At 72.8% G+C, this 24,141-nt stretch carries 13 protein-coding genes and 2 pseudogenes; 7 read left to right on the plus strand and 8 right to left on the minus strand.

Going from position 1 to position 24,141, the window contains the following annotated elements; genetic code table 11:
* Positions 1–66: 66 nt before the first annotated feature.
* On the plus strand, positions 67–5,625 hold the full coding sequence (locus Phou_RS01390) for a ThuA domain-containing protein (RefSeq protein ID WP_173052819.1): 5,559 nt from the start codon (positions 67–69) through the stop codon (positions 5,623–5,625).
* On the opposite strand, the pseudogene Phou_RS01395 reads toward Phou_RS01390, so the two are convergent.
* Positions 5,619–6,460 (minus strand): annotated as a pseudogene (locus Phou_RS01395) (endonuclease/exonuclease/phosphatase family protein). The gene Phou_RS01390 and the pseudogene Phou_RS01395 sit on opposite strands and share 7 nt — an antisense overlap.
* A gap of 104 nt (positions 6,461–6,564) precedes the next feature.
* Between Phou_RS01395 and Phou_RS01400 the strand changes: the two are divergent.
* On the plus strand, positions 6,565–7,923 hold the full coding sequence (locus tag Phou_RS01400) for a glycosyl hydrolase family 18 protein (protein ID WP_173052821.1): 1,359 nt from the start codon (positions 6,565–6,567) through the stop codon (positions 7,921–7,923).
* 116 nt (positions 7,924–8,039) lie between these two features.
* On the opposite strand, the pseudogene Phou_RS01405 reads toward Phou_RS01400, so the two are convergent.
* A pseudogene (locus Phou_RS01405) lies at positions 8,040–9,293 on the minus strand (glycoside hydrolase family 6 protein); the annotation flags it as partial.
* A gap of 530 nt (positions 9,294–9,823) precedes the next feature.
* On the opposite strand from Phou_RS01405, the gene Phou_RS01410 reads away from it, so the two are divergent.
* A complete protein-coding gene (locus Phou_RS01410; protein ID WP_173052823.1) occupies positions 9,824–11,251 on the plus strand; it encodes a hypothetical protein in 1,428 nt (475 codons plus the stop codon).
* Positions 11,252–11,258: 7 nt separating this feature from the next.
* On the opposite strand, the gene Phou_RS01415 is transcribed toward Phou_RS01410, so the two are convergent.
* On the minus strand, positions 11,259–12,539 hold the full coding sequence (locus Phou_RS01415; protein ID WP_246273710.1) for an MFS transporter: 1,281 nt from the start codon (positions 12,537–12,539) through the stop codon (positions 11,259–11,261).
* Positions 12,530–13,105 (minus strand): winged helix-turn-helix domain-containing protein, encoded by a 576-nt coding sequence (locus Phou_RS01420; protein ID WP_173052827.1) that lies wholly within the window; start codon positions 13,103–13,105, stop codon positions 12,530–12,532. The genes Phou_RS01415 and Phou_RS01420 overlap by 10 nt, the downstream gene beginning before the upstream one ends.
* Before the next feature lie 207 nt (positions 13,106–13,312).
* Between Phou_RS01420 and Phou_RS01425 the strand changes: the two genes are divergently transcribed.
* Both Phou_RS01425 and Phou_RS01430 read left to right on the plus strand, forming a co-directional pair.
* Positions 13,313–16,435: a discoidin domain-containing protein gene (locus Phou_RS01425; protein ID WP_173052829.1), complete on the plus strand. Its 3,123-nt coding sequence runs from the start codon at positions 13,313–13,315 to the stop codon at positions 16,433–16,435.
* Positions 16,436–16,486: 51 nt separating this feature from the next.
* A complete protein-coding gene (locus Phou_RS01430; RefSeq protein ID WP_173052831.1) occupies positions 16,487–16,903 on the plus strand; it encodes a DUF1707 SHOCT-like domain-containing protein in 417 nt (138 codons plus the stop codon).
* A gap of 138 nt (positions 16,904–17,041) precedes the next feature.
* Here Phou_RS01430 and Phou_RS01435 read toward each other — a convergent pair whose 3' ends face one another.
* Positions 17,042–18,673 (minus strand): ABC-F family ATP-binding cassette domain-containing protein, encoded by a 1,632-nt coding sequence (locus Phou_RS01435; RefSeq protein ID WP_173052833.1) that lies wholly within the window; start codon positions 18,671–18,673, stop codon positions 17,042–17,044.
* Between the two features lie 243 nt (positions 18,674–18,916).
* On the opposite strand from Phou_RS01435, the gene Phou_RS01440 reads away from it, so the two are divergent.
* Positions 18,917–19,942, plus strand: a complete 1,026-nt coding sequence (locus Phou_RS01440; protein ID WP_173052835.1) for a beta family protein — start codon at positions 18,917–18,919, stop codon at positions 19,940–19,942.
* On the opposite strand, the gene Phou_RS01445 is transcribed toward Phou_RS01440, so the two are convergent.
* The 3 genes from Phou_RS01445 to Phou_RS01455 form a co-directional block, all read right to left on the minus strand.
* A complete protein-coding gene (locus Phou_RS01445; RefSeq protein ID WP_173052837.1) occupies positions 19,923–20,597 on the minus strand; it encodes an ABC transporter permease in 675 nt (224 codons plus the stop codon). The two genes, Phou_RS01440 and Phou_RS01445, sit on opposite strands and share 20 nt — an antisense overlap.
* Positions 20,598–20,719: 122 nt before the next feature.
* Positions 20,720–22,093 carry a DUF1349 domain-containing protein gene (locus tag Phou_RS01450; protein ID WP_173052839.1) on the minus strand — a complete coding sequence of 458 codons (1,374 nt, stop codon included), beginning with the start codon at positions 22,091–22,093 and terminating at the stop codon, positions 20,720–20,722.
* Positions 22,090–22,818, minus strand: coding sequence for an ABC transporter ATP-binding protein (locus tag Phou_RS01455; protein ID WP_173052841.1), 729 nt, complete (start codon positions 22,816–22,818; stop codon positions 22,090–22,092). Before Phou_RS01455 ends, Phou_RS01450 begins: the two co-directional genes overlap by 4 nt.
* On the opposite strand from Phou_RS01455, the gene Phou_RS01460 reads away from it, so the two are divergent.
* A complete protein-coding gene (locus Phou_RS01460; RefSeq protein ID WP_246273122.1) occupies positions 22,817–24,136 on the plus strand; it encodes a sensor histidine kinase in 1,320 nt (439 codons plus the stop codon). The genes Phou_RS01455 and Phou_RS01460 overlap by 2 nt on opposite strands.
* The last annotated feature ends 5 nt before the right edge of the window (positions 24,137–24,141 follow it).

Genomic DNA, 24,141 nt, shown 5'->3' on the forward strand with positions numbered 1-24,141 from the left:
CCAACCCGTCGCGCCCCCACCCGCGGCGGCCCGGCAAGCCGTCGCGCCCGTATCCGGGAGACCCCCATGGTGCGTTCCGGCCGTCGCCGAACCCTGCTCACCGCCCTGGCCGCGCTCGCGGCCACCGTCGTGAGCCTCACCCTCGCGCCCACACCGGCCCAGGCGGCCGCGTACTCCGTGCTCGTCTTCTCCAAGACCACCGGCTTCCGGCACGACTCGATCCCGGCCGGCATCGCCGCGATCCAGCAGCTCGGCGCCGCCAACGACTTCACAGTGGACACCACCGAGGACGGTGCCGCCTTCAACGACACCAACCTCGCCAGGTACGCCGCCGTCGTGTGGCTCTCCACCACCGGCGACGTGCTCGACGCGGGACAGCAGGCCGCGTTCGAGCGGTACATCCGAAGTGGACGCGGCTACGTGGGCGTCCACGCGGCGGCCGACACCGAATACGGCTGGAGCTGGTACGGCGGCCTCGTCGGCGCCTACTTCGCCTCGCACCCGGCCGAGCAGACCGCCACCGTGAAGGTGGAGGACCCGGCGCACCCGTCCACCGCGCACCTGCCGCAGCGCTGGTCCCGCTTCGACGAGTGGTACAACTTCCAGTCCAATCCGCGCAGCTCGGCGCACGTGCTGGCGAGCCTCGACGAGACGACGTACACGCCGGGTGCCGGCGCGATGGGCGCCGACCACCCGACCGCGTGGTGCAAGACGTACGACGGCGGGCGGTCCTGGTACACCGGCGGCGGCCACTCCAACGCCGCGTTCGCGGACACGGCGTTCCGCCAGCACCTGCTCGGCGGCATCCAGACCGCGGCCGGCGTGCTGAGCGGGGACTGCGGCGCGTCGCTGACCGGCAGCTTCGAGAAGGTGACGCTGGACAGCAACACCAACAACCCGATGGAGCTCGACGTCGCGCCGGACGGCCGGGTCTTCTACATCGAGCGGGACGGCCGGGTACGCGTCATCAAGCCGGACACGCAGACGACCGTCACCGCCGCGACGCTCAGCGTCTTCACCGGCAACGAGGACGGGCTGCTCGGGATCGTGCTGGACCCGGCGTTCGCCACCAACCGTTGGGTGTACCTCTACTACGCGCCCAACGACGGCGTCGCCCGTAACCGGCTCTCCCGCTTCACGGTCAACGGCGACACGCTCGACCTGGCCAGCGAGCGGGTCCTGCTGCAGGTGACCACCCAGCGCAACACGTGCTGCCACGCCGGGGGGAGCATGACGTTCGACGGCGCGGGCAACCTCTACCTGGCCACCGGCGACAACACCAACCCGTTCGAGTCCGGCGGCTACACGCCGATCGACGAGCGGGCCGGGCGGCAGGACTTCGACGCGCAGCGCTCCTCCGGAAACACGAACGACCTGCGCGGCAAGGTGCTGCGCATCAAGCCGCAGGCGGACGGCACGTACACGGTCCCGTCCGGCAACCTCTTCGCGCCGGGCACGGCGCAGACCCGCGCGGAGATCTACGCGATGGGGCTGCGCAACCCGTTCCGGATCGGCACCGACCCGCGCACCAACGTGCTCTACGTTGCCGACTACGGGCCGGACGCCGGGCAGTCCAACCCGGACCGCGGCCCCGGCAACACGGTCGAGTGGAACATCGTGCCGCAGGCCGCCAACCTCGGCTGGCCGTACTGCACCGGGGCGAACGCCGCCTACCGCGACTACACGTTCCCGTCCGGGCCGAGCGGGGCGGCGTTCAACTGCGCCGCGCCGGTCAACAACTCCCCCAACAACACCGGCCTGACCACCCTCCCGCCGGCGCAGGCGGCCACGGTGGACTACGACTACGACGGCAACCCGCGCTTCCCGGAGATCGGCGGCGGCGGCGCGCCGATGGGCGGCCCGGTTTACCGGTACGACCCGGCGCTGGTCAGCGCGCGCAAGTGGCCGGCGTACTTCGACGGCAAGGCGCTGTTCGGCGAGTGGAACCAGAACAAGATGTACACCATGCAGGTGACGCCGGACGGGCGCTCCCTTGTGGACATCAACCAGCTGCTCGCCGGCATGTCGACGATCCGGCCGATGGACTTCGAGTTCGGACCGGACGGCGCGCTGTACCTCATCGAGTGGGGCAGCGGCTTCGGCGGCAACAACGACGACTCGGGCGTCTACCGGGTCGACTACCGAAACCTCGACCCCGCGCCGATCGCCCAGGCCTCCGGCACGCCGACCAGCGGGCGGACGCCGCTCACGGTGCAGTTCTCCAGCACCGGGTCGCGCGACCCGGAGGGGCAGCCGATCACGTACTCGTGGACGTTCGGTGACGGCGGCACCTCGACCGCCGCGAACCCGAGCCACACGTACACGACGAACGGCAACTTCACCGCCCAGCTCACCGTCCGCGACCCCGGCGGCCGCACCGCGGTGGCGAACGTGCCGATCACGGTGGGCAACACCGCGCCGACGGTGACGCTGACCGCGCCGCCCAACGGCGGGTTCTTCGACTGGGGCAACCAGATCAACTACACGGTGACCGTCACCGACCCGGAGGACGGCACGATCGACTGCTCGCGCGTGGTCCTGCAGTACTCGTTCGGCCACGACGAGCACGCGCACCCGATCCAGCAGGCGACCGGCTGCACCGGCCGGATACAGACCTCGCAGGCCGGCGGCCACGACGCGGACGCGAACATCTTCGCCGTCCTCGAGGCCACGTACACCGACCGCGGCGGTGCCGGCGGCAGCGCGGCCCTGACCGGCCGCTCGCTCATCCAGCTGCAGCCCAAGCGGAAGCAGGCCGAGTACTTCGCGGCCACCGGCCGGGTGGCCGGCGCACCCACCGGCGGTACGGCCGGCGTGCAGCGGGAGGCGACGAGCGACCCGCAGGGCGGCTTCCAGAACATCGCGTTCGTCGAGAACGGTGACTGGTGGTCGTTCGCTCCCACCAACCTGACGAACATCACCGCCGTGCGGCTGCGGGCGGCGTCGGCCAACGGCGCCGGCTCGGTCGAGGTGCGCGGCGGCTCGACCACCGGCACGCTGCTCGGCTCGGCCGGGGTGCCGAACACCGGCGGATGGCAGTCCTACGTGGACGTCAACATCCCCCTCACCGCCAGCGCCACGACCCAGCCGCTGTACTTCATCGCCCGCTCGGCTTCCGGCACGCCGGCCGGTACCGCGCTGGTGAACGTCAACTGGGTCGACTTCGCCGGCCAGGGCGTCGGCGTCACCGACCCGCAGGCGCCGCTGTCCCGCAACGTCCACCTCTTCTACTACCCGTGGTACGGCAACCCCGAGCACAACGGCAGCTACCGCCACTGGCAGCAGGGCGGCCGCACCCCGCCGAACGACATCGGCGCCAACCTGTACCCGACGCTCGGCGCGTACGACTCCGGTGACTTCGCCGGCGCGGTCGCGCAGCACATGGCCTGGATCCGCCAGTCCGGCGCGGGCGTGATCGTATACAGCTGGTGGGGCCAGAACTCGTACGAGGACCAGCTCGCGATGGGCGTGCTCGACGCCGCGCAGCAACAGGGCATCAAGGTCGCCTGGCACCTGGAGCCGTACAGCGGGCGGAGCGCGGCCTCGACGGTCGCGGACATCAACTACATCAACACCCGGTACGGCTCGCACCCGGCGTTCTTCAAGTCCGCCGAGCACGCCAACAAGGCCGTGTTCTACGTCTTCGAGAGCCTCAACATCGCCGACTGGACCGCGCTGGACCAGGTCACCGGCAGCAACATCGTCCTGGCGCAGACCACGGACACCACGAAGATCGCGCACTTCTCCGGCATGTTCACCTACGACGCTATCGCGGCGGCGACCGCGCCGGGCTGGGAGAACGCCGGCGAGTACGCGAAGGCCAACGGCCTGGTGTGGGCGCCGTCGCTCGGTCCCGGCTACATCGACGACCGCGCGGTGCCCGGAAACACCACGCCGACGCTGGCCCGCAACAACGGCGCCACGTACGACCAGGTGTGGAACAACGCCCTCGACCCGACCAAGGGCGGCGTGCCGACCTGGGTCTCGGTCACCTCGTTCAACGAGTGGCACGAGGGCTCGACGATCGAGCCGGCGGACTCCACCCCGCCGGCCGGCTTCGGGTACGAGACCTACAGCGGCGCGTACGGCAAGACGGGCGCCGCCGCGGAGACCGCGTACCTGGAGCGGACGGCGTACTGGACGGCCGAGTTCGAGCGGCGGCGCGGCGGCACCGGCGGCGGCCTGGTGGCCGACCCGGCGAGCGTGGCGTTCGGCGCGCAGGACGTGAACACGACCAGCGCGGCCCGGCCGGTGACGATCCGCAACACCGGCACGTCGACGGTCACGCTCTCCGGCGTGACGGTCAACGGCGACTTCGCCCAGTCCAGCAACTGCGGTGCCAGCCTCGCGGCCGGCGCCACCTGCACGGTCAACGTGACGTTCCGGCCCACGGCCGCGGGCAACCGGACGGGCGTCCTGACGGTCGGCAGCCTGACCGTCGGGCTGTCCGGCACCGGGACGACCCCGTCGGGCGGCAACCTGGCGGCCGGAAAGCCGGTCACCGCGACGAGCGCGCAGGGCGGATTCCCGGCGGGCAACACGGTGGACGGCAACGCCGGCAGCTACTGGGAGGGCACAAACAACGCGTTCCCGCAGTCGCTGACGGTCGACCTGGGCTCGTCGGTCAACACCAACCGCCTCGTGCTCAAGCTCCCGCCGGGCTGGGGTGCCCGTACCCAGACGCTGTCCGTGCTCGGCTCGACGGACGGCTCGTCGTACTCCACAGTGGTGGGTTCGGCCGGGTACAACTTCGACCCGGCGTCGGCCAACACGGTCACGGTCACGCTGCCGTCCGCGTCCCGCCGGTACATCCGGCTGACGATCACGGCCAACACGGGGTGGCCGGCCGCGCAGCTGTCCGAGCTGGAGGTGTACGGCGGCACCACGCCACCGGCACCCGCGCTGGCCGCGTCGCCGTCGAGCCTGTCGTTCGGCAGCCGGCAGGTCGGCACCGGCGGCCCGGCGTCGCCGGTGACCGTCACCAACACCGGCACGGCGGCGGCGAGCCTCACCGGCGTCACCGCCACGGGTGACTTCGCGCAGACGAACACGTGCGGAGCCAGCCTCGCCGCCGGCGCGTCCTGCACGGTAAGCGTGACGTTCACGCCGACCGCGGCGGGCGCCCGCACGGGCACGCTGAGCGTCGCGTCGAACGCGCCGGGAAGTCCGCTGACCGTCGGGCTGTCCGGCACCGGGACGACCGCCAACACCAACCTGGCGGCGGGCAAGCCGGTCACCGCGACGACCACGCAGGGCGGTTTCCCGGCGGGCAACGCGGTCGACGGCAACGCGTCGTCCTATTGGGAGAGTGCGAACAACGCGTTCCCCCAGTCGTTCACCGTCGACCTCGGCAGCGCGCAGTCGGTCTCCCGGATCGTGCTCAAGCTGCCACCGGCCACGGCCTGGCAGACCCGGACACAGACGCTGTCGGTGCTCGGGTCCACAAACAACACGTCGTACTCCACAGTGGTCGGTTCGGCGGGCTACACGTTCAACCCGGCGACCGGCAACACGGTGACCATCACGTTCCAGGGCACGAGCCAGCGGTACCTGCGGCTCACGTTCACCGGCAACACCGGGTGGCCCGCGGGACAACTGTCCGAACTGGAGGTATACGCTCAGTAGCCGTTGGCGCCGGGTCGTCGTGGGGGCGGCCCGGCGCTCAGCTCCACGACCAGCGGCCGGTGGTCGGAAAAGGGCACCCGCGGCGTCTCCGCGGTCCCCTCGCCCGGCCACCGCGCTCCCCCACGCCGGTCCAGCAGCACGTGGTCGAGCTGCACGCGCGGCTCCCAGGCCGGAAACGTCGGCCGCCGGGCCAGCGGCCGCCACCCCGACACCAGCGCCGCCGCGCGCGCCGGCATGTTCAGGTCGCCGAGCAGCACCCGTGGCGACGGCAGGCGGCGCAGCGCGCGGACCGCCAGCCGCAGCTGGCCGGCGTTCCACGCGGGCACGAACGACAGGTGCGTGGTCGCGACGGTGAACGGCCCGTCCGGCCCCTCCACCACGGCGGCGAGCACGACCCGTGGCTCGTCGCGCAGCCACATGAACCGCCCGCGCGACAGGGCCGGGGCGCCGGCGGCCGCGGGCGGTGCCAGGATCGGCGAGCGCAGCGGCGCGCCGGTCAGCCGGGTGACGTGCCACGACCGCACCGGCCAGCGGCTGATCAGGCTCACCCCGAAGCTCGGCTCGCCGGCACCGTCATCGTCGTGGGCGAGCCGCCGGTACGTCTCGCCGGGCGTGCCGATCAGCGCCGGCGCGAACCGGTGCGCGACCGCGCCGCTCGCCTCGGCGGCCAGCTCCGTGAGGTCGAGGTGACCGCTGCGCGCCTGCCCCGGTCGACCTCCTGCAGGCCGAGCACGTCGGCCTTGAGATCGGCGATCACGGAGCGGAAGCGCTCCCGCTCCACCGCACCGTCGTCGAGGGACCTTCCGTGCAGGACGTTGAAGGTGGCCAGGCGCACGGGTTCCAGGGTACGGGGCGGCACGATCTCCGCGTTGCGGTCTCTTACTATGAACAAAGTTAACTGATAAGCTCCCTGCCCAATCGACGATGATTGGGGTTCTCATGCGCGCTCGGCGTCTGGTGTTGGCCCTGGTGACAGGGATGGCGGCGGCGGTCGTCGCCGGGATCGGCCTCGCGCCGAACGTCGGGGCGGCGCCCCAACTGCTCGTGGTCTGCAACGCACCGGCGTGGGCCGAGGGCAACACCTACACGGCCGGCGCGCAGGTGGTCTACAGCCTCCGCCTGTACCAGGCGCTGGTCACGCACACCGCACACCCCGGCGCCGGCTGGAACCCGGCCGCCACCCCGTCGCTCTGGCGCGACCTCGGCGCGTGCGACGGCCAGACGCCGCCCACGCCGACGCGCACGGCCTCGCCCACGCCGACCCGCACGGCCTCGCCGACGCCGTCCGTGTCGCCCACGCGGTCCCCCTCCCCCACACCCACGACCCCGGCGCCGACCGGCTCGACCTGCGCGGTCAAGTCGCGGCCCGCGGGCAAGGTCCTGCACGGGTACTGGGAGAACTGGGACGGCACGTCCAACGGCGTGCACCCGCCGCTCGGCTGGATCCCGATCACCGACGCGCGGATCCGCCAGCACGGGTACAACGTGATCAACGCGGCCTTCCCGGTGATCCTCTCCGACGGCACGGTGCTGTGGGAGGACGGGATGGACGCCACGGTGAAGGTGGCCACGCCGGCCGAGATGTGCGCGGCCAAGGCGGCCGGGCTCACGATCCTGCTGTCGATCGGCGGCGCCACGGCCGGCATCGACCTGTCGTCGTCCGCGGTGGCCGACCGGTTCGTCGCCACTGTCGTGCCGATCCTCAAGCGGTACAACTTCGACGGCATCGACATCGACATCGAGACCGGCCTCACCGGCAGCGGCAACATCAACCAGCTCTCGACCTCGCAGGCCAACCTGATCCGCATCATCGACGGCGTGCTCGCCCAGATGCCGTCCAACTTCGGGCTCACGATGGCGCCGGAGACGGCGTACGTGACCGGCGGCAGCGTCACCTACGGCTCGATCTGGGGCGCGTACCTGCCGATCGTCAAAAAGTACGCGGACAACGGCCGGCTGTGGTGGCTGAACATGCAGTACTACAACGGCAGCATGTACGGCTGCTCGGGCGACTCGTACGGCGCCGGCACGGTGCAGGGCTTCACGGTGCAGACGAACTGCCTCAACAGCGGGTTGGTCATCCAGGGCACCACGATCCGGGTACCGTACGACAAGCAGGTGCCCGGGCTGCCCGCCCAGGCCGGTGCCGGCGGGGGCTACATGACGCCGAGCCTCGTCTCGCAGGCGTGGGGCTCGATCAACGGGCAGCTCAAGGGCCTGATGACGTGGTCGATCAACTGGGACGGCTCGCGCAACTGGACCTTCGGCGACAACGTCCGCTCGCTACAGGGGCGGTGAGACTCGCTACAGGGCGGTGAGACTCGCTACAGGGGCGGTGAGACTCGCTACAGGGGCGGTGAGATAGGCGCGCGCGGCCCGGTGCTGGTGACACCGGGCCGCGCGTCTTTCTCCGCCTACAGCGGCGGGTACGCGTTCGCGATCAGCTCCTCGAACTGCGCCTGGAACCAGTGCCCGGACAGCGGGGCGTCCGCCAGCGCGCCGGACGGGTTGTTCTGGTTGCGCGGGTTCCCCTGGTAGGTGGGGTCGCACATCCGGTCGAAGCCCTTGCCCTCGTCGTTCGGGATGTCGCGGCTCGCGCCGTCGGACTCGCCCGGCGGCTTGATCCACACGTACGCGTCGATGCCCGACTCGGGCGACGCGGTCGGCCGCTCGCCGATGCCCGCCCCGGACTGGTTGCACCAGTTGCCGAGGTGGATGCGGCGGTCGAGCCGGGACTCGTTGACGAACGCCTCGGGGTCGCTCGACGTGCTCCGCGCGGTGGGCCGGTCCGGCCCGCCCCAACCGTTGCGGGAGGTGTCGATCAGCATGCCGATGTTGTCGTCGAACGCCATGCCGGCGAGCAGGTTGCGGTACGCCTGGGCGTAGGACAGCTCGTCGACGTACCGGTTCCAGTCGATCCACGACGAGTTGCCCTCGCGCACGACCTTGCCGCCGACGACGGTGTTCGCGTCGAAGAACGGCTCGTCAAGGATCCCGTAGTTCGCCGTGTTGGTGATGAAGCCGTGCACGTCCGCGGGCGTCGCGCCGTTGGCCTGCGCGGCCTGCAGGAACATGTTGGCCGAGGCCTGGAAGTTGTCGTCCCAGCCCAGCCAGCCGTGGTGCCCGGCGTCGATGTAGTTGTAGACGTTCTCGATCGCGCCGAACCGCGCCAGGGCGTACCCGACGCCGTTGACGTAGTTGCCGTTGGCCTTCATGACGTCGCACTCGGGCGTGGCGGTCTCCCGCGGACTGACGTTCGTCACGAGGTTGGGCAGCGAGTCGATCTCGATGATCGTCACGATCCGCAGGTTGGCGTAGGCCGCGTCGCCCAGGATGCCGGCGATCACGTCGATGTACTCGGACTCGTACCGGCTCAGCTCGTCCGGGCCGAGCTCGCCGTTGGATGCGAGCGCGGCGCAGTCCCTGCCGGGCAGGTTGTAGATGACCACCTGGACCAGGTCGGCGCCCTGTGACAGCGCCTCGTCGAGGTGGTCCCGCAGACCCATCGTGTTGGACCCGGCGGAACCGGACTCGATCGCCGCGATCCGGTCGAGCCAGATCGCGGTCGGCTGGTCGGCGATCGCCCCGCCGCCGTTCGCCGCGGCCTGCGCCGACCACTCCGGGTTGACGTAGACCTGGGCACCCTCGTACGGGTTGTCGACCCGCGCCAGCGCGCTGGCCGAGCCGGTGCTGACGGCGACCGCACCCGCCATCAGCGTGAACGCGGCGGCCACGGCGAGGCCGCGACGCAACCGACGATTGACGTGCATGTGAACACTCCTTGGGGTCGCGTTTGCACGGACCCCGGAAGGACCCACGACCGCACGGCGCTCCCCTTCGCGCCTGCGGCCCTCCCGGGGGCGGCGGCCCGCGGAAACCCGCGCGACGGCCATCACCGACGGGCGCACCACCGGAACGTCAGCCAACCCGGCCCGGACCTCGGGCGGCTGTTGCACCAGCGCGGCGACGGGTCCGTCTTTCACCCTCTACGCCTGCCTGGTGCGGCTCTATACGCACCCTATTGCACCCGATTGAATCCTTCAATAGGACTTCATCGATTTAATTCTCGATCTAAGCGATTGAACGGATGTGCGCTCATGGTCCTATTTGGACACACTGCATCCGATGTACCCCGTACCCAGGCCTTACGCCCCGAAACCCGTCCCCACCCACCGTCCCGATCGAGGACGATGTGCCGGTGGACGACGTCGAGCGCACAGTGGCCGAGGAACGACTTTGGCAGGCGTTCCCGCGCCGGGAGCCTGTCGATCTGAGTGAGGCCGAAGACCGGACGATACGGGCGTCTGTCGTCCGCGCGCTGATGCTCGGCGCGCAGGTCGCCGATCCCGGCCACGTCGGAGCGATCATTGTCGTCGGGGCGCACGTGACAGGTGTCCTGGACGTTTCCTACGGTGATGTCGCGGCACCCGTCCGTATGGCCAGATGTGAGTTCGACAGTCGTATCGAGATGATCGGTACGCACCTGCGCGAACTCAACCTGGAGGCCTCCACCCTGCGTGGCCTGCGTGCGGCGAAGGCGACGCTGGACGGCAATCTCAACCTGGATGCGGTGCGGTGTACCGGACCGATCGAGCTGGCGGGCGCCTGCATCGACGGCGCGCTGGTGCTCGATCGGGCGCGACTGCGGGCCGAGGCCGCGACGCTTGATGCCAGCCGGCTCTTCGTCGGCCAGGACCTGCGCGCCAACTTCGGCTTCACCAGCGATGGCGAGATCGTGCTGGACGACGCGAAGATCGACGGGTCGCTTCTGATGGAAGGAGCGACGATCAACTCGCCGGTTGGCCGCGCGCTCACCGCTCGCGGTCTCACCGTCGGCGCGGTCGCCAACCTGAACACCGGCTTCACCGCAAACGGTCGGGTGAGCGTCACGTCCGCACAGGTCGGCAGCCGGATCTCATTCGGCCATGCCCATCTATCCACACCCGACGGCGAGGCCCTCTCCTGCCGGCACCTGCGGTCGAACCAGCTGGTACTGGAGACGGCAACCCGGATCGACGGCGAGGCGGACCTCACGTACGCCCATGTGGGGGTTCTGTGGGACGACCCGGCCACCTGGCCGGACGTACTGCACCTGCAAGGCTTCACGTACGACGCCATCCGCAGCCCGGCCTCCCTAGAACAGCGGCTGACCTGGTTGCGGCGGGAGCCGTCTGGATATCTGCCCGAGGCCTACGACCAGCTGGCCGCCTTCTACCGCCGACTCGGTCACGACGACCAGGCCCGTGCCGTCCTCCTGGCCGGGCAGCGCCACCGCCGCGAGACGCTGAAGGCTCTGGGCAAGGTCTGGGGGCGCCTGCAGGATGGGGTGCTCGGCTACGGCTACCGGCCGTGGCTTGCCGCCCTCTGGCTCCTTGCAGCATGGATGGCCGGCGCCGTCTTCTTCGAGGTCGTGCCGCCGCAGGCGCAGCAAGCCGGGCGGGCCGGGCGTGCCGACCTCTACCTGTACACGTTGGATCTGCTCCTACCTGTCGCGGACCTGCAGCAGGAGGCCGCCTACCGACCGGTCGGCGCCGCCGCGTGGGGAGCGGCGGCGCTGGTCATGGTCGGCTGGCTGCTGGCCACGACGATCGCCGTCGGTGTCGCCCGGGTCCTGCGCCGCCCTTGAACGCCGGCTAGGTCGACAAGCCGACAGGCTCGGCCTTCTCGGCGGCCGCCAGCGTCGTGGGGCGGCCGCGGGCGACCAGGTACAAGGGTGCGGCGGCGGCGGCGAGCACCGCGGCGCCCACGAGCATCGACGTGCTGACCGAGGTGGCGTCGGCGAGGGCGGTCAGGACCAGCAGGCCGAGCGCGCCCGCCGGCTGGGCGACCATCGAGTTGAGCGAGAGGACCGTCGTGCGGTACGGGCCGTCGACCTGGCGGTGCAGCAGTCCCATGTGGACCGGGTTGGCGGCGCCGTGCACGGTGTAGCAGAGCAGGTAGGCGGCGAGCACGCCCACCGGGCCGGCCAGCACTGCCATACCGACGACGGTGGCGCCCTGGAGCACCCGGAGCAGGGCGCCGGTCCACGGCGCGCCGATCCGGCGGCTCGCCAGCGGGACCAGCGCGGCGCCCGCGGCGGAGGCGAGCCAGGCGGCCGAGCCGGCGGGGCCGAGCAGCGTGGCGGCGGTGTCGGCGTCGCCGACCACCTCGGTGAGCCGGACCGGGAGCAGCGTCTCGAACGTGATCATGCCGAAGCCCCAGAAGAGCTCGACCGCCACGATCGCGGCCAGCACGCGGGAGCGGCGCAGCAGCCCCAGCGCGGCGCGGACCGTGCCCGGGACCTGCCGGACCGAGGCGAGCAGGGGTGCGGTGCCGCCCGCCGGCCGTACCTCGAAAAGCAGCAGCGCGACCGCGACGAGCCCGACCACCTGGACCGCGATGGCGGCCAGCACCGGCACGGCGAGCGGGTTGACGCCGGGCAGCGGGTCGAGGGCGACGAGCCCGCCGGCGGCCAGCGCTCCCGCGGCGATGGCCACGCCGACCACGGCGCCGCCGCGGCTGAGGCCGCTCTCGATGTCGGCGCCGGGGTCGCCGGCCAGGGCGGCGTCGACGTACCACGCGTCGAGCGGGCCGCTGTCGAGTGCCCGGTAGACACCCTGCAGCGCGAAGACCGCCACGAACAGCGCCAGCGACCCGGCCACCGCCAGCAGCGCGAACGAGGCCAGGTTGATCACGCCGGCGGCGAGCAGGACCGGGCGCCGGCCGAGCGCGTCGGCGAGGCCGCCGGTGGGCAGCTCCAGCGCGAGCACCAGCAGCCCCTGCGCGACACCGGCGGCGCCGACCTGGCTCAGCGTGAGGCCGCGGTCGAGGGGCAGGAGCACGAGGATGGGGATGACCAGGCCGGTGGCGAGCCAGCGCAGCCCGAGCAGCAGCAGGTAGCGCCGGCGGGCGCCGCGCGCGCTCATCACTCGGATCCGCCCGGCGCCGACGGGAGCCGCGGGAAGCCGGCGATGAACACCAGCACCTGCTCGCCCTCGCCGGTGGCCTCCCGCTCGTACCGCTCGATGACCGCGTGCAGGTCGTCGTTGAGCGCGCGCAGCCGGTCGGCCGGCAGGGTGAGCCCGAAGTCGCTGACCTCGGCGGCGTCCCGCCAGGCCGGCGGGTGCGTGTAGTGGTCGCGGACCCAGCCGGCGATCATCTCGGCGAACAGGCGCACCTGGTACTCCGTCAGCCAGGTCGCGGCGGCCCGGTCGTCGGGGTCCCCGGCGACGTCGCGGCTGTACCAACTGTGGCTGTCGTGCGCGGCCCGCCACCAGCGCTCCCGGCCGCGCCCCTGCTCCGCGTCCTCGACCACCAGGCCGACGGCCGCGAGCTGGCGCAGGTGGTAGCTGGTCGCGCCGGTGTTGCTGCCCATGGCGGCCGCGAGGGTGGTGGCGGTGGCCGGGCCGTCGAGGCGCAGCGCGCTGAGCAGGCGTGAGCGCAGCGGGTGCGCGAGCACGCGCAGCTGCCTGCTGTCGAGCGTGACGCCGGACTCGTCCATGCCACTCACCGTAGCTTCCACAAAACTTATGCACAACTTCTATGCACGACTTTCCGCACCCGGGGGCCTTACGGAAAAGCCGAGCCTTGACGCGTGGAGGGTTGTCGATGACCCTGATGTTTCAGAACCGCCTCTTCGGCGCTGTGGCGGCCCTTTCGCGGGTCCGCCTCGGGCGGTGCCTTCACTCGCCCGACGCCAGGAGGTGTCATGTCGCAGTACTCCCTTGTCCGTGCGCGACCACGCCGAGCGCTCGCCGCCGCGCTCACAGTGGTCGTCGCCGGCCTGCTCGGCGCGGTTGCCATCGCGCAGGGGCCGGCCGACGCGGCAGGTCCCCTGATCTCCCAAGGGAAACCGGCCACCGCCTCGTCCATCGAGGGTGAGGGGATGGCCGCGCCGTTCGCGGTGGACGGCAATCCGGGTACCCGCTGGTCCAGCCAGTTCAGCGATCCACAGTGGATCCAGGTGGACCTGGGCGCCACGGCCGCGATCGACCAGGTGGTCCTCACCTGGGAGGCGGCGTACGCGACCGGCTTCCGGATCGAGACCTCGACCAACGGCAGCACCTGGACGCAGATCCACGCCACCACGACCGGTACCGGCGGCACGCAGACCCTCGCCGTCAGCGGCTCCGGGCGGTACGTGCGGATGTACGGCACCGCGCGCGCGACCGGGTACGGGTACTCCCTGTGGGAGTTCCAGGTCTTCGGCACCATCGGCGGCGCCCCCACGACGCCACCGACGAGCCAGCCGCCGACGAGCCAGCCGCCCGCCGGCGGGACGAACATCGCCGAGTTCAAGAACGTGACCGCCTCCTCGCACGAGGGCGGCAACGCGCCGGCGGCCGCGCTCGACGGGCGCACCACCACGCGGTGGTCGAGCCATTTCGCCGATCCACAGTGGATCCAGGTGGACCTGGGCGGCACGGCCGCGATCACCGGGGTGACGCTCGTGTGGGAGGCCGCGTACGCCAGCGCGTACCGCATCGAGATCTCGGCGAACGGGACCACCTGGACGCAGGCCTACGCCACCACCGCCGGGCGGGGCGGCACCGAGCGGCCGGCGGTGACCGGCTCCGGGCGCTACATCCGCCTGACCGGCACCGCGCGGGCGACGGGCTACGGGTACTCGCTGTGGGAGTTTCAGGTCTTCGGGCAGGTGGACAACCAGGCGACGACGCCGCCGATGCTGTCCGGGCCTACGCGGCCGCCGGGCACGACAGGTCAGTTCCAGCTCAGCGCCCCGGCCAACGGAGCCATGATCACGAGTACCCGCCGGCCGCCGCTGTCCTGGGCCGCCGTCGGCGGAGCCGCCCGCTACCAGGTGTGGCTCAACATCAGCCGGACCGACTACGACTTCGCCGCCACCGGCAACCTCATCGACCTCTACACGAAGGTCGCCGAGCCGACCGGCACCAGCTACACGCCCACCTGGGACATCGCCGACCGGTGGACCTACAAGTGGTACGTGGTCGCGGTCAACGGCTCCGGCGGCACGCTCGCCACGTCGAACATCAGGCAGTTCGGCCTGTACGTCCCCACGCTGGAGACGGTCGCCGACGGCGTCGGGATCGTCAACGGCGCGCGAGACCTCAACCGCAACGGCGCGATCGAGCCGTACGAGGACTGGCGCCTGCCGGTCGAGTCGCGGGTCAACGACCTGCTCGGGCGGATGACGCTCGAGGAGAAGGCGTACCAGATGTTCTACAACGCGCAGGCGTTCGCCCAGTCGGGGTGGCACTTCGGGCCGGCGGACGCCGCCGACCTGCACGCCAACCTCATCCGGGCGAGCGGCACGCGGCTGGGCATCCCGTTCGTCTCGGCCGGCGACACCATCCACGGGTACAAGACGACCTACCCGACGCAGAGCGCGCTCGCGGCGGCTCGCAACTACCCGCTGGACTACCGGCTCGGCGACATGCAGCGGCGCGAGCAGCTCGAGGTCGGCACCCGGGGCGTGCTCGGGCCGCTGGCCGAGGTGGGCACCAAGGTGATCTACCCGCGCATCCAGGAGGGCAACGGCGAGAGCGCCGAGGTCGCTGCCGCGCAGGTGCGGGCGCTCGTCGCCGGCCTGCAGGGCGGTCCGGAGCTCAACCCGCAGTCGGTGCTCGCCACGGTCAAGCACTGGCCGGGCGAGGGCGCGGGCGGCGAGGCGCTGATCGTCTACGACGCCGTCACGATCAAGTACCACATGATCCCGTTCCGCGCCGCGATGGAGGCCGGCGCGGTCAACATCATGCCGGGGTACGCGGGCAGCTCGTTCCTCGACCCGGGCGGGCCGGGGGCCGGCGACAGCGCGCCGATCCTCAACTACCTGCGCCAGAACCTCGGCTACACCGGCCTCATCACCACCGACTGGCTGCCGTCCGGCTCGTGGGTCGGCGCGGCGCGTGCCGGCTCGGACGTGATGGGCGGTGCCGACCCGGGCGCGGCCGGGTACAGCATCGGCACGTTCACGGCGGGTGTGCCGGCGGCGCGGATCGACGACGCGGTGCGGCGGGTGCTGCGGCTGAAGTTCCAGCTCGGCATCTTCGAAAACCCGTACGGCGACCCGGTCAACGGCCCGTACCGCTTCCACATGCCGCAGTACACGGGGCTCGCCAACCAGGCGGCGCGCGAGTCGATGACGTTGCTGCGCAACACCGGCGTGCTGCCGGTACGCCTCAACGCCGGCGACAACATCGTGGTGGCCGGGCCGCGCGCGGCCGACTCCGGCGCGTGCTGCATCTGGACGAGCTTCTTCCACCAGGAGTACGGCTCGCAGACCTTCCTGGACGCCATCCGGGCGAGGGCGGCGCGGGCCGGCGTCAACGTGTACCAGGACACCGGGCCGTCGCCGAAGCTGGCGGTGGTGGCGGTCGGCGAGAGCTCGTACACCCACGCCACCAACTGGGTGAAGGAGCAGCCCTACCTCCCGGCCGACCAGTTGGCGGTCATCCAGAACTTCCAGCGGCAGGGCATCCCGGTCGTCGTCCTGCTGGTCATGCCGCGGCCCTACGTGATCACTGACTGGCACACGCTGGCCAGCGCGGTGGTGGTCACGTACCGCGGTGGCGAGGAGATGGGCCCGGCCGCGGCCGGCCTGCTCTTCGGCGACTACCAGCCACGGGGCAAGCTGCCGTGGCAGCTGCCGCGCACGCTCGACCAGGTGCTGCGGCCGGGCGGAAGCGACGTGCTCGCGGACGCCAACGAGCAGTGGGACCTGCCGTACGACCTCGGCGCCACCGCCGCCCAGCGCAACGAGATCCGCGCGCGGATCGACGCCGGGCAGCCCGTGCCGACCACCTACGGCAACCCGCTGTACCCGTTCGGCGCCGGCCTGACGGCGTTCTGAGCAGCGGCGGGCGCCTCCCGTCGGGGGCGCCCGCCGTCTACGCTCTCTGGTGTGAGCCTGCAGGATCTGCCGTCCGACCGGCTCGTGCTGCGGATCGGCACGCCCGAGAGGCAGGCCGCCCGGGAAGCGCTCGCCGACCACCTGCGCAAGGAGCGGCTCGACAAAGAGGAGTTCGCGCGCCGGCTGGAGGCGTGCGAGCGCGCCGTCGACCAGGGCGAGCTGCTGCGCGTCTTCGCCGACCTGCCGGCACCCCATCCCGCCCTGCCCCTGCCGGGGCAGCCGCCGCACGCGCCGCCGGACAGCGACCTGTGGGAGTGGGCCTGCGTCCTGGCGATTCTCTTCGGGGTGCCGGTCGCGGTCGTCCTCGGCTTCACCGAGGACGCGTGGTGGACGCTCGCCGTCCCGGTCGGCTTCTGCGTGCTGATGGTCTCGACGGTCGCGCTGATCGCCCGCTTCCGCCGCGTCTGAGTCCGGGCTTGCCCCGCGGACCCGGCAGCGGAGGTCGGGGATCTCGGCGAGCCCTGGCGAGCCGCCGACCGGAGCGGTGCCCGCGGGAGCGTGCGGTCAGGCGCTGACGCGGACCGGGGCAAACATCTGCTCTGAAAATCACGGCGCGGGCGAGGCGGCGCCGGTCAGGGCGAGCTCCCGGCCGGGCCAGCGGGCGCGCAGCCAGCGGTCGTGGCTGGCGATGACCACCGCGCCCGGTCCGGTGCCCAGCGCCTCCTCCAGCTCGTCGGCGAGCCGCGGCGAGAGGTGGTTGGTGGGCTCGTCGAGCAGCAGCAGCTCGGGCGGGTCGGCCACCAGCAACGCCAGCGCGAGACGCCGCCGCTGGCCCACCGACAGCTCGCCGACCGGGCGGGCGATGTCGCGCGGGGCGAGCAGGCCCAGGGACCGCAGCGGCACCGACTCCGCCCGCTCCAGCCCCAACGCCAGCTCGTACGTGTCGTGCGCTGTCCGATCTGGACGGTCGAATGCCGTGTCCTGGGTGAGGACCCCGACCCGCAGGCCGCGCCGACGCCGCACCTCGCCGGTGCCGTGGAGGGTGCCGGCGAGCACGGCGAGCAATGTGGACTTTCCCGCGCCGTTGGGGCCGGTGACCAGCAGGCGGTCGCTCGCGGGCACGTCGAGGCGGTCGAGGCGGAGCCGTCCGGGCACGCACAGGTCGCGCACCGACACGAGCAGCCCCTCGCCGCCGTCGCTGGCCAGCGCGGACGCCCGGAAGCGCAGCGGCTCGGGCGGCTTGCGGACCTGGTCGCGTTCGAGCTCGTGGAGGCGGCGGGTCGCGTTGCGCACCCGGCGGGAGACCTGCTGCTCGACGCGGTTGCCGATCATGCCGTACGACATCTTGTTCTTGTCCTTGGGCGGCCGCGCGTACCCCACCTGGTGCGCGGTGACCGCGACCGAGTGCCGCAGCTCGCCGAGCTCCTCCTGCTCCTCGGCGAATCGGCGCTGCCACCGTTCCCGCTCGGCGCGCTTCTCGGCCTGGTAGTCGGTGTAGTTGCCGCCGTACCGGGTGGGGCCGTCCACCGCGGGGTCGAGGTCGATGAGGTCGGTGCAGGCGGCGTCGAGGAGGGTGCGGTCGTGGCTGGCGAGCACGACCACGCCGGGCAGGCCGCGCAGCTGCTCCTCCAGAAACCCGGCCGCCGCGTCGTCGAGGTGGTTGGTCGGCTCGTCGAGCAGCAGCGCCGCGGGACGGCGGATCAGCAGCGCGGCGAGCGCGAGCCGCCCCCGCTGCCCGCCGGAGATCGAGCCGAGCGTCCGCTCGTACGCGAGGTCGCCGAGCCCCAGCCCGGCCAGCGTCATCCCGGCGCGCCGGTCGGCGTCCCACGCCTCGGTCTCCTGGGCGCGGTCGAGCAACTCGCCGTACTCGGCCAGCAGCGCCGGGTATCCGGCATCGGTCTCCGGCGTGGCAGACAGCGCGGCGGTGAGCCGGTCGAGCCCGGCGAGCACGGCGCGGGCCTCGCGCAGCGCGTCGTCGACCACGTCACGCACGGTGGCGGCGAGGTCGAAGGGCATCTCCTGGTGCAGGTACCCGAGGTCGGGCGGCCGCACGACGGAGCCGCCGTCCGGCTCGTCCACGCCGGCGAGCAGGCGCAGGAGGGTGCTCTTGCCCGTGCCGTTTTCGCCGATCAGGCCGATGCGGTGGCCGGGCGCGGCGACGAAGGAGACCCCGTCGAGCACGCGGCGGGCGCCGAACGTGCGGACGAGATCCTGAGCGATGAGGGGATGACGTGACACGGAACACCACCGCGGGATAGACGCTTCCGCCCGCCGGGCAGTGCCTCGGACGCGGGCGCGACGGGGTGTCTGTGGATCACATCGCCATCCACGGTAACCAGGCCGTCCGCCACCCGCAAATGATTAACCGAGGAGTCGCCTTCGTCACCGTCGGTGGTGACGAAATATCTGACAACACGCGCTGTTGCCATTCAACTACTCATCGTTGAACCTGGATGGAGGCATTCGAAGCAAGGTGCGGTGATGGCCTCCTATGTACCGATCCTGAAGGGACGTGCCGGCGAGTTCAAGGCGATCGCACGACTGACCGTGCCGCCGGAGGTCCAGGTCCTGCCCGTTCTGGAGGTGCCGCCCTCGGAGGAGGGGCCCATCCGCGACGCCTTCACGTTTGGCAAGAAGGCCGTCAAGTGGGTGCCTGCCGGCCTCACGATCGCCGTCGATGTGGGCCACCTTCCCGATCCCACCAGCGGATGGCGCAGACCGATCCTGGACATCGCCGAGGACCTCATGCATCTGGGCACGCCTATGCGTCCCGTGGTGCGCCTGGACGACAGCGACGAGCGGCTGAGCGACGCGGGCGAAGCGGCGGCGCTCCACGACCGCCAGGCGGTTGTCCGGCTGTCCATCGCGGACGCCGGCGCGGACGACGAGGAAGCCGAGGCACGACTGACCCGAATGCGGCTGCGCACGGAGCTGGAGGTCGAGCAGTGCGCGCTGGTCGTGGACGCCGGCTCCGTGCTGTCCGAGCGCGACCTGACCGCGGCGGAGCCGATAGTCCGCAAGACCATCTCATGGGCACGCCGCCACCGATGGCAGTCGATCACCGTGGCCGCGGGTGCGATGCGCGAGAGCATCTCCGGCCTGCCCACCGACAAAGCGACCCGAGTCCGGCGCTGGGATCACCTCTTGTGGACACGGCTGCGGGATCTCGACGTCGGCTACGGGGACTACGCGATCGCCCATCCCGCCATGACCGGCAAGGGTTGGCTGCCGATGCCGAGCCTCCGATACACGCACGGCGACGCGTGGTGGATCTACCGGTGGGCCCGGGACGGTGGGGGCAGCGCCGTGATGTACGACCTGTGCGAGCACCTCGTACAGGCAAGTCACTGGCCGGCGGCGGGCGCCGCGTACTCGTGGGGCGACGCCGAGATCAACCTGCGGGCGGAAAGGGCGGCCGGGACCGGCAACCCCACCGACTGGCGCGCCTGGGCGACCTCCCACCACCTGGCTCACGTGCTCGACCAGCTCAGGGGTCGCGGAGGGTGACGGTCGCGGCGCCGGCGGCCAGCGCGACCGCCGTCCACACCGCGAGCGCCGCCGGACCGTCCGGTGCCGGGGTGGCGCGCTCGACCCAGTGCCGCCAGCGCTCGTCCGTGACGAACCGGGTGGCGACCGGCGCCAGGTACAGCAGGGCCAGCACCGCGCCAAGAGCGGCCGAGGTCCGCCGCAGGGTCGCGGCCACGCCGAGCGCGAGCAGGGCGACAAGGACGAGGTACCCGGCGGTGCCCGCGCCCGCCCGCACGACCTGCCCCGGCGGCAGCGGTGGGCGGGTGGCCGCGAGCGACGCCGCGACCGCCAGCGCGGCAGCCGGAACGGCGGCGGCGGTGACCGCGACCGCCTTGGCCGTGAACGCGACAAGCCGTCTCGGCACCGCGAGCAGCGTGGTGGCGGCGAGCCCGTGGCGGTACTCCCCCGCGGCCGCCACCACGGCGAGCGCGACAAGCGCCAACTGTCCAAGGTAGACGCCGGAGAGGGCGAGCCGGGCCGGGTCGCAGCCATCCGCGCAGGCGGTCGAGCCGGGCGTGGCGGCGGCCCCGACGAGCGCGCTGAGCCCCGCCGTCGCGAACACCGCGGCAAGGGGCAGCCAGGCCGTGGCCGGCGCGGTCCAAAGCTTTGTCCACTCCGCACGCACGGCCCGCACGAGCGGCCCGCGTCCATCCCGCCCGAAGGCCCGCACAAGCCGCCCACGACCGCACGACCCGAAGTCCCGCACAAGCCGGTCACGACTGCACGGCCTCAAGGGCCGCGGCCCGGAAGGCCGAGTCATGCGTCCCGCCGGCTCAGCAGCAGGTATGCGACGGCGAGCGCGGCCGCGGCCCAGGCCGCGAGGACGGCCAGGCCGGCCCACGGGCGGCCGGCCCACGGGAGCAGGAACGCGTCGTCGGTCTCCCGCACCTGCTGCACCGACAGCCCGGCGACCGGGGTCAGCCGCTGCACCCACGTCCCGGCGCCCGCCGGCAGGAGCGGGGTGAGCACGGCCGGCACCAGCAGCACGGCGGCCACGGCGGTGATGGCGGCGGCGCCGCGCCGCAGGATCGCGCCGGCACCGAGGCCGAGCAGCGCGACGAGGGCCGCGGCGGCGGCGGTACCGGCCACCACCCGCAGCACCCGCGGGTCGCCGAGTGAGGGGTCAGGGTAGGTGGGCGGCCGGTAGCCGTTGCGGCGCAGCAGCGGCTGGGCGAGCAGCAGCGCGGCGGCGGTGGCGACAAGAGCGGCGGCGAAGCAGGCACCGCCGGCTACCAGCGCCTTGGCGGCCAGCACCGGGCCGCGGCGCGGGCTCGCGGCGAGGGTGGTGCGCACCAGGTGGCGGCGGTACTCCGAGGTCATGACCAGCGCGCCCAGCGCCACGAGCGGGAGCATCCCGGCGAATGTACCTGCCGTCGCCGCCACCACCCGGCTCCCGTCGTCGGCCCGCGCGAGGATGTCGCCCGGCTGGGCGGTCACGCTCAGGACGCCGCCCGGCTGGGCGGTCACGCTGAGGACGTCGCGGGCCTCGACAGTGGACCGTCCACTAGGGAGCCCGACGTCCGTCCCGCGCCACTCGCCGGCCGGGCTCACCGAGTCGAAGAGCGCGGTCGCCGGGCGCGTGGGCACGAGCACCGGTCGCGTGGCGACGGTGCGCGTGATGCCCGGCGAGGTGGCGAACAGTCCGATCTCGACGCTCGCCGGCAGGCCCGCCATCGGTACCCGGCCGACCTCGCGCCAGGTCGCCCCGTCCGCCGAGGCGTAGCCCGTCACCGTGTCGCCGGTCCGCGCGATGCGCAGCCACGAGGCCGCGCCGCCGCCGGCGATGTCCACTGTGAAGTCGGCCTGCATCCGGGTGCCGTGGCCCGGCGTCACGAACACCGCCGCGTAGCGCGCGCCGGGCGACGCGCTCTGCTTCACCATCAGCCCGGTCATCGCCCACGGGTGGCCGGCGGCGGGGGTGCGTACGCGCGCGGTGAGCGTACCGTCGCCGGAAAGCGTCCGGTGCACGAACCGGAACTCGTCGACGTAGGCCGCGCGGTCGTAGGTCCCGGGGTTTCCGGCCGAGGCGAGCAGCGGGAGCGCGAGCATGACCGCGGCCGCCCCGACCAGGCACCACACCAGGCCGGGCGCCGTGCGGAGCTTGGTGAGCTCGGCGCGCAGCGGCCTCATGCCGGGCCCGCCGGGTAGTCGACCGACCCGCAGGTCAGCGCCAGGTACGCCGCCTCCAGCGAGGTGCCCAAGGCGGTCAGCGCCGCCACGCTCGCGTCGGCGAGCAGCCGCCCGCGCCCGATCACGACGAGATGGTCCGCGGTGCCGGCGAGCTCGGCGAGCAGGTGGCTGGAGACGAACACCGTGCGTCCCTGCGCCGCGAGCCCGCGCAGCAGCCCGCGGATCCAGCGCACGCCGTCGGGGTCGAGCCCGTTGACCGGCTCGTCGAACAGGAGCACGGGCGGGTCGCCCAGCAGCGCGGACGCGATGCCGAGCCGCTGCCGCATGCCGAGCGAGAAGCCGCCGAACCGCCGCCGCGCCACGCCGTCGAGCCCGACCAGCTCCAGCACCTCGTCGACGCGCGGCGGTGGGATGCCGTTCGACCGGGCCATCCACAGTAGATGGTCACGGGCCCGCCGCCCCGGGTCCGGCGAGCCGGCGTCGAGCAGCGCGCCGACGTGACGCAGCGGGGTACGCAGGTCGCGGTAGCGGCGGCCGCCGACGAGCGCGGTGCCGGCGTCGGGACGGTCCAGCCCGAGGATGACGCGCATGGTGGTGGACTTGCCGGCGCCGTTCGGGCCGACGAAGCCGGTCACCCGCCCCGGCGCCACGGTGAAGGTCAGCCCGTCGACGGCGAGCGTCCGGCCGTACCGCTTGCGCAGTCCCTGGCATTCGATCGGTCGCATGGGTTCCATCGAAGCGGTGGGGCGGCCGCGGCGCGTGAGCCCAGGCCCGCATCCGCGTCTGGGGGCAGGCACTACCGCGTACGGTGTCGGGCATGACAGCCACCCCGGCCACCGCGTGGGAGGCGCTGCGTGGCCGGCCGCGGCATTTCGTGGGGTCGCTGTGGCCGCTGCGCGCGCTGGGGTACGTGGCCTCCGGCGCCGTCACCGGCCTGGTCACGGTGGTGTGGGTACCGCTGGCTCTGGTCCTCGGTCTGGGCGCCGGGTGGCCGCTGCTCGCCGCGCCGCTGGTCGCCCTCGAACGCCGCCGCCTCGCCCTCCTCGGCGGTCCCCGCCGCCCGACCCGCACCGCCGGCCCGACCGCCCCGGTGTGGTCGCGTGGCTGCGGACCCGCCACGCGGAGCCGGTCACGTGGCGCGAGCTGGCGTACCTGGTGCTGCACGGCACGCTCCTCGTCCTGCTCGACGCGGCCGCGACGGCGATCGCGTTCGCGCCGCTGCTGCTGCTCGGCGCGGTGTCGCTGCCACGGTCCGAAGGGGACACCGGCAGCCTCGACGTGGCGGTGGCGGCCGCCGTCGCCGCGCTCGCCGTGCTGGCGGTGCTCGCGGTCGCGCTGGCCGCCCTGTACCTCGTGCCTCTCGCGGCCCTGGCGCACGGCGCGGTGGCGCGGCAGCTGCTCGGACCCGGCGCGGAGGCCGCGGTCCGCACGCTGACCAGCTCGCGGGCGCGCCTCGTTGACGCCTTCGAGGTGGAGCGGCGGCGGATCGAGCGGGATCTGCACGACGGCGCCCAGCAGCGCCTCCTGGAGCTGGGGATCACGCTCGTCGCGATCGAGCTGGAGCTGGACGAGGCGCCGGAGGCCGCGCGCCCGCTGGTGCGCAAGGCCGCCGGGCAGGCCCGCTCCGCGCTGGCCGAGCTGCGCGAGCTGGTACGCGGCATCCACCCCCGCGTGCTCACCGACCTGGGGCTCGCGGCGGCCGTCGCGGACCTGGCCGACCGGTCGGTGGTGCCGGTGCGGGTGGCGCTCGACCTGCCGCGGCGACCACCGTCCACGGTGGAGTCCACGGCGTACTTCGTCGTCGCCGAGGCCCTCGCCAACGCCGCCCGCCACGCGGACGCGACCACCGTCACGGTGAGCGGGCGGCTGGACGGCGACCGCCTCGTCGTGGAGGTACGCGACGACGGCGGCGGCGGCGCTGACCCGGGTCGCGGCACGGGGCTGGCGGGGCTCGCCGACCGTACCGACGCGGTGGGTGGCGTCCTCACCCTCGCCAGCCCGCCCGGCGGGCCCACCGTGCTGCGGGTGGAGCTGCCGTGGTGAGCGTC

It is taken from the genome of Phytohabitans houttuyneae (assembly GCF_011764425.1).
Taxonomy (GTDB): domain Bacteria; phylum Actinomycetota; class Actinomycetes; order Mycobacteriales; family Micromonosporaceae; genus Phytohabitans; species Phytohabitans houttuyneae.

Excerpts from the sequence above, each read along its gene's own strand:
- Phou_RS01390 (WP_173052819.1), top strand. The coding sequence starts at position 67 with ATGGTGCGTTCCGGCCGTCGCCGAACCCTGCTCACCGCCCTGGCCGCG.
- Phou_RS01420 (WP_173052827.1), bottom strand. The coding sequence starts at position 13,105 with ATGGACGAGTCCGGCGTCACGCTCGACAGCAGGCAGCTGCGCGTGCTC.
- Phou_RS01455 (WP_173052841.1), bottom strand. The coding sequence starts at position 22,818 with ATGCGACCGATCGAATGCCAGGGACTGCGCAAGCGGTACGGCCGGACG.
- Phou_RS01450 (WP_173052839.1), bottom strand. The coding sequence starts at position 22,093 with ATGAGGCCGCTGCGCGCCGAGCTCACCAAGCTCCGCACGGCGCCCGGC.
- Phou_RS01460 (WP_246273122.1), top strand. The coding sequence starts at position 22,817 with ATGGGTTCCATCGAAGCGGTGGGGCGGCCGCGGCGCGTGAGCCCAGGC.
- Phou_RS01400 (WP_173052821.1), top strand. The coding sequence starts at position 6,565 with ATGCGCGCTCGGCGTCTGGTGTTGGCCCTGGTGACAGGGATGGCGGCG.
- Phou_RS01440 (WP_173052835.1), top strand. The coding sequence starts at position 18,917 with ATGGCCTCCTATGTACCGATCCTGAAGGGACGTGCCGGCGAGTTCAAG.
- Phou_RS01425 (WP_173052829.1), top strand. The coding sequence starts at position 13,313 with ATGTCGCAGTACTCCCTTGTCCGTGCGCGACCACGCCGAGCGCTCGCC.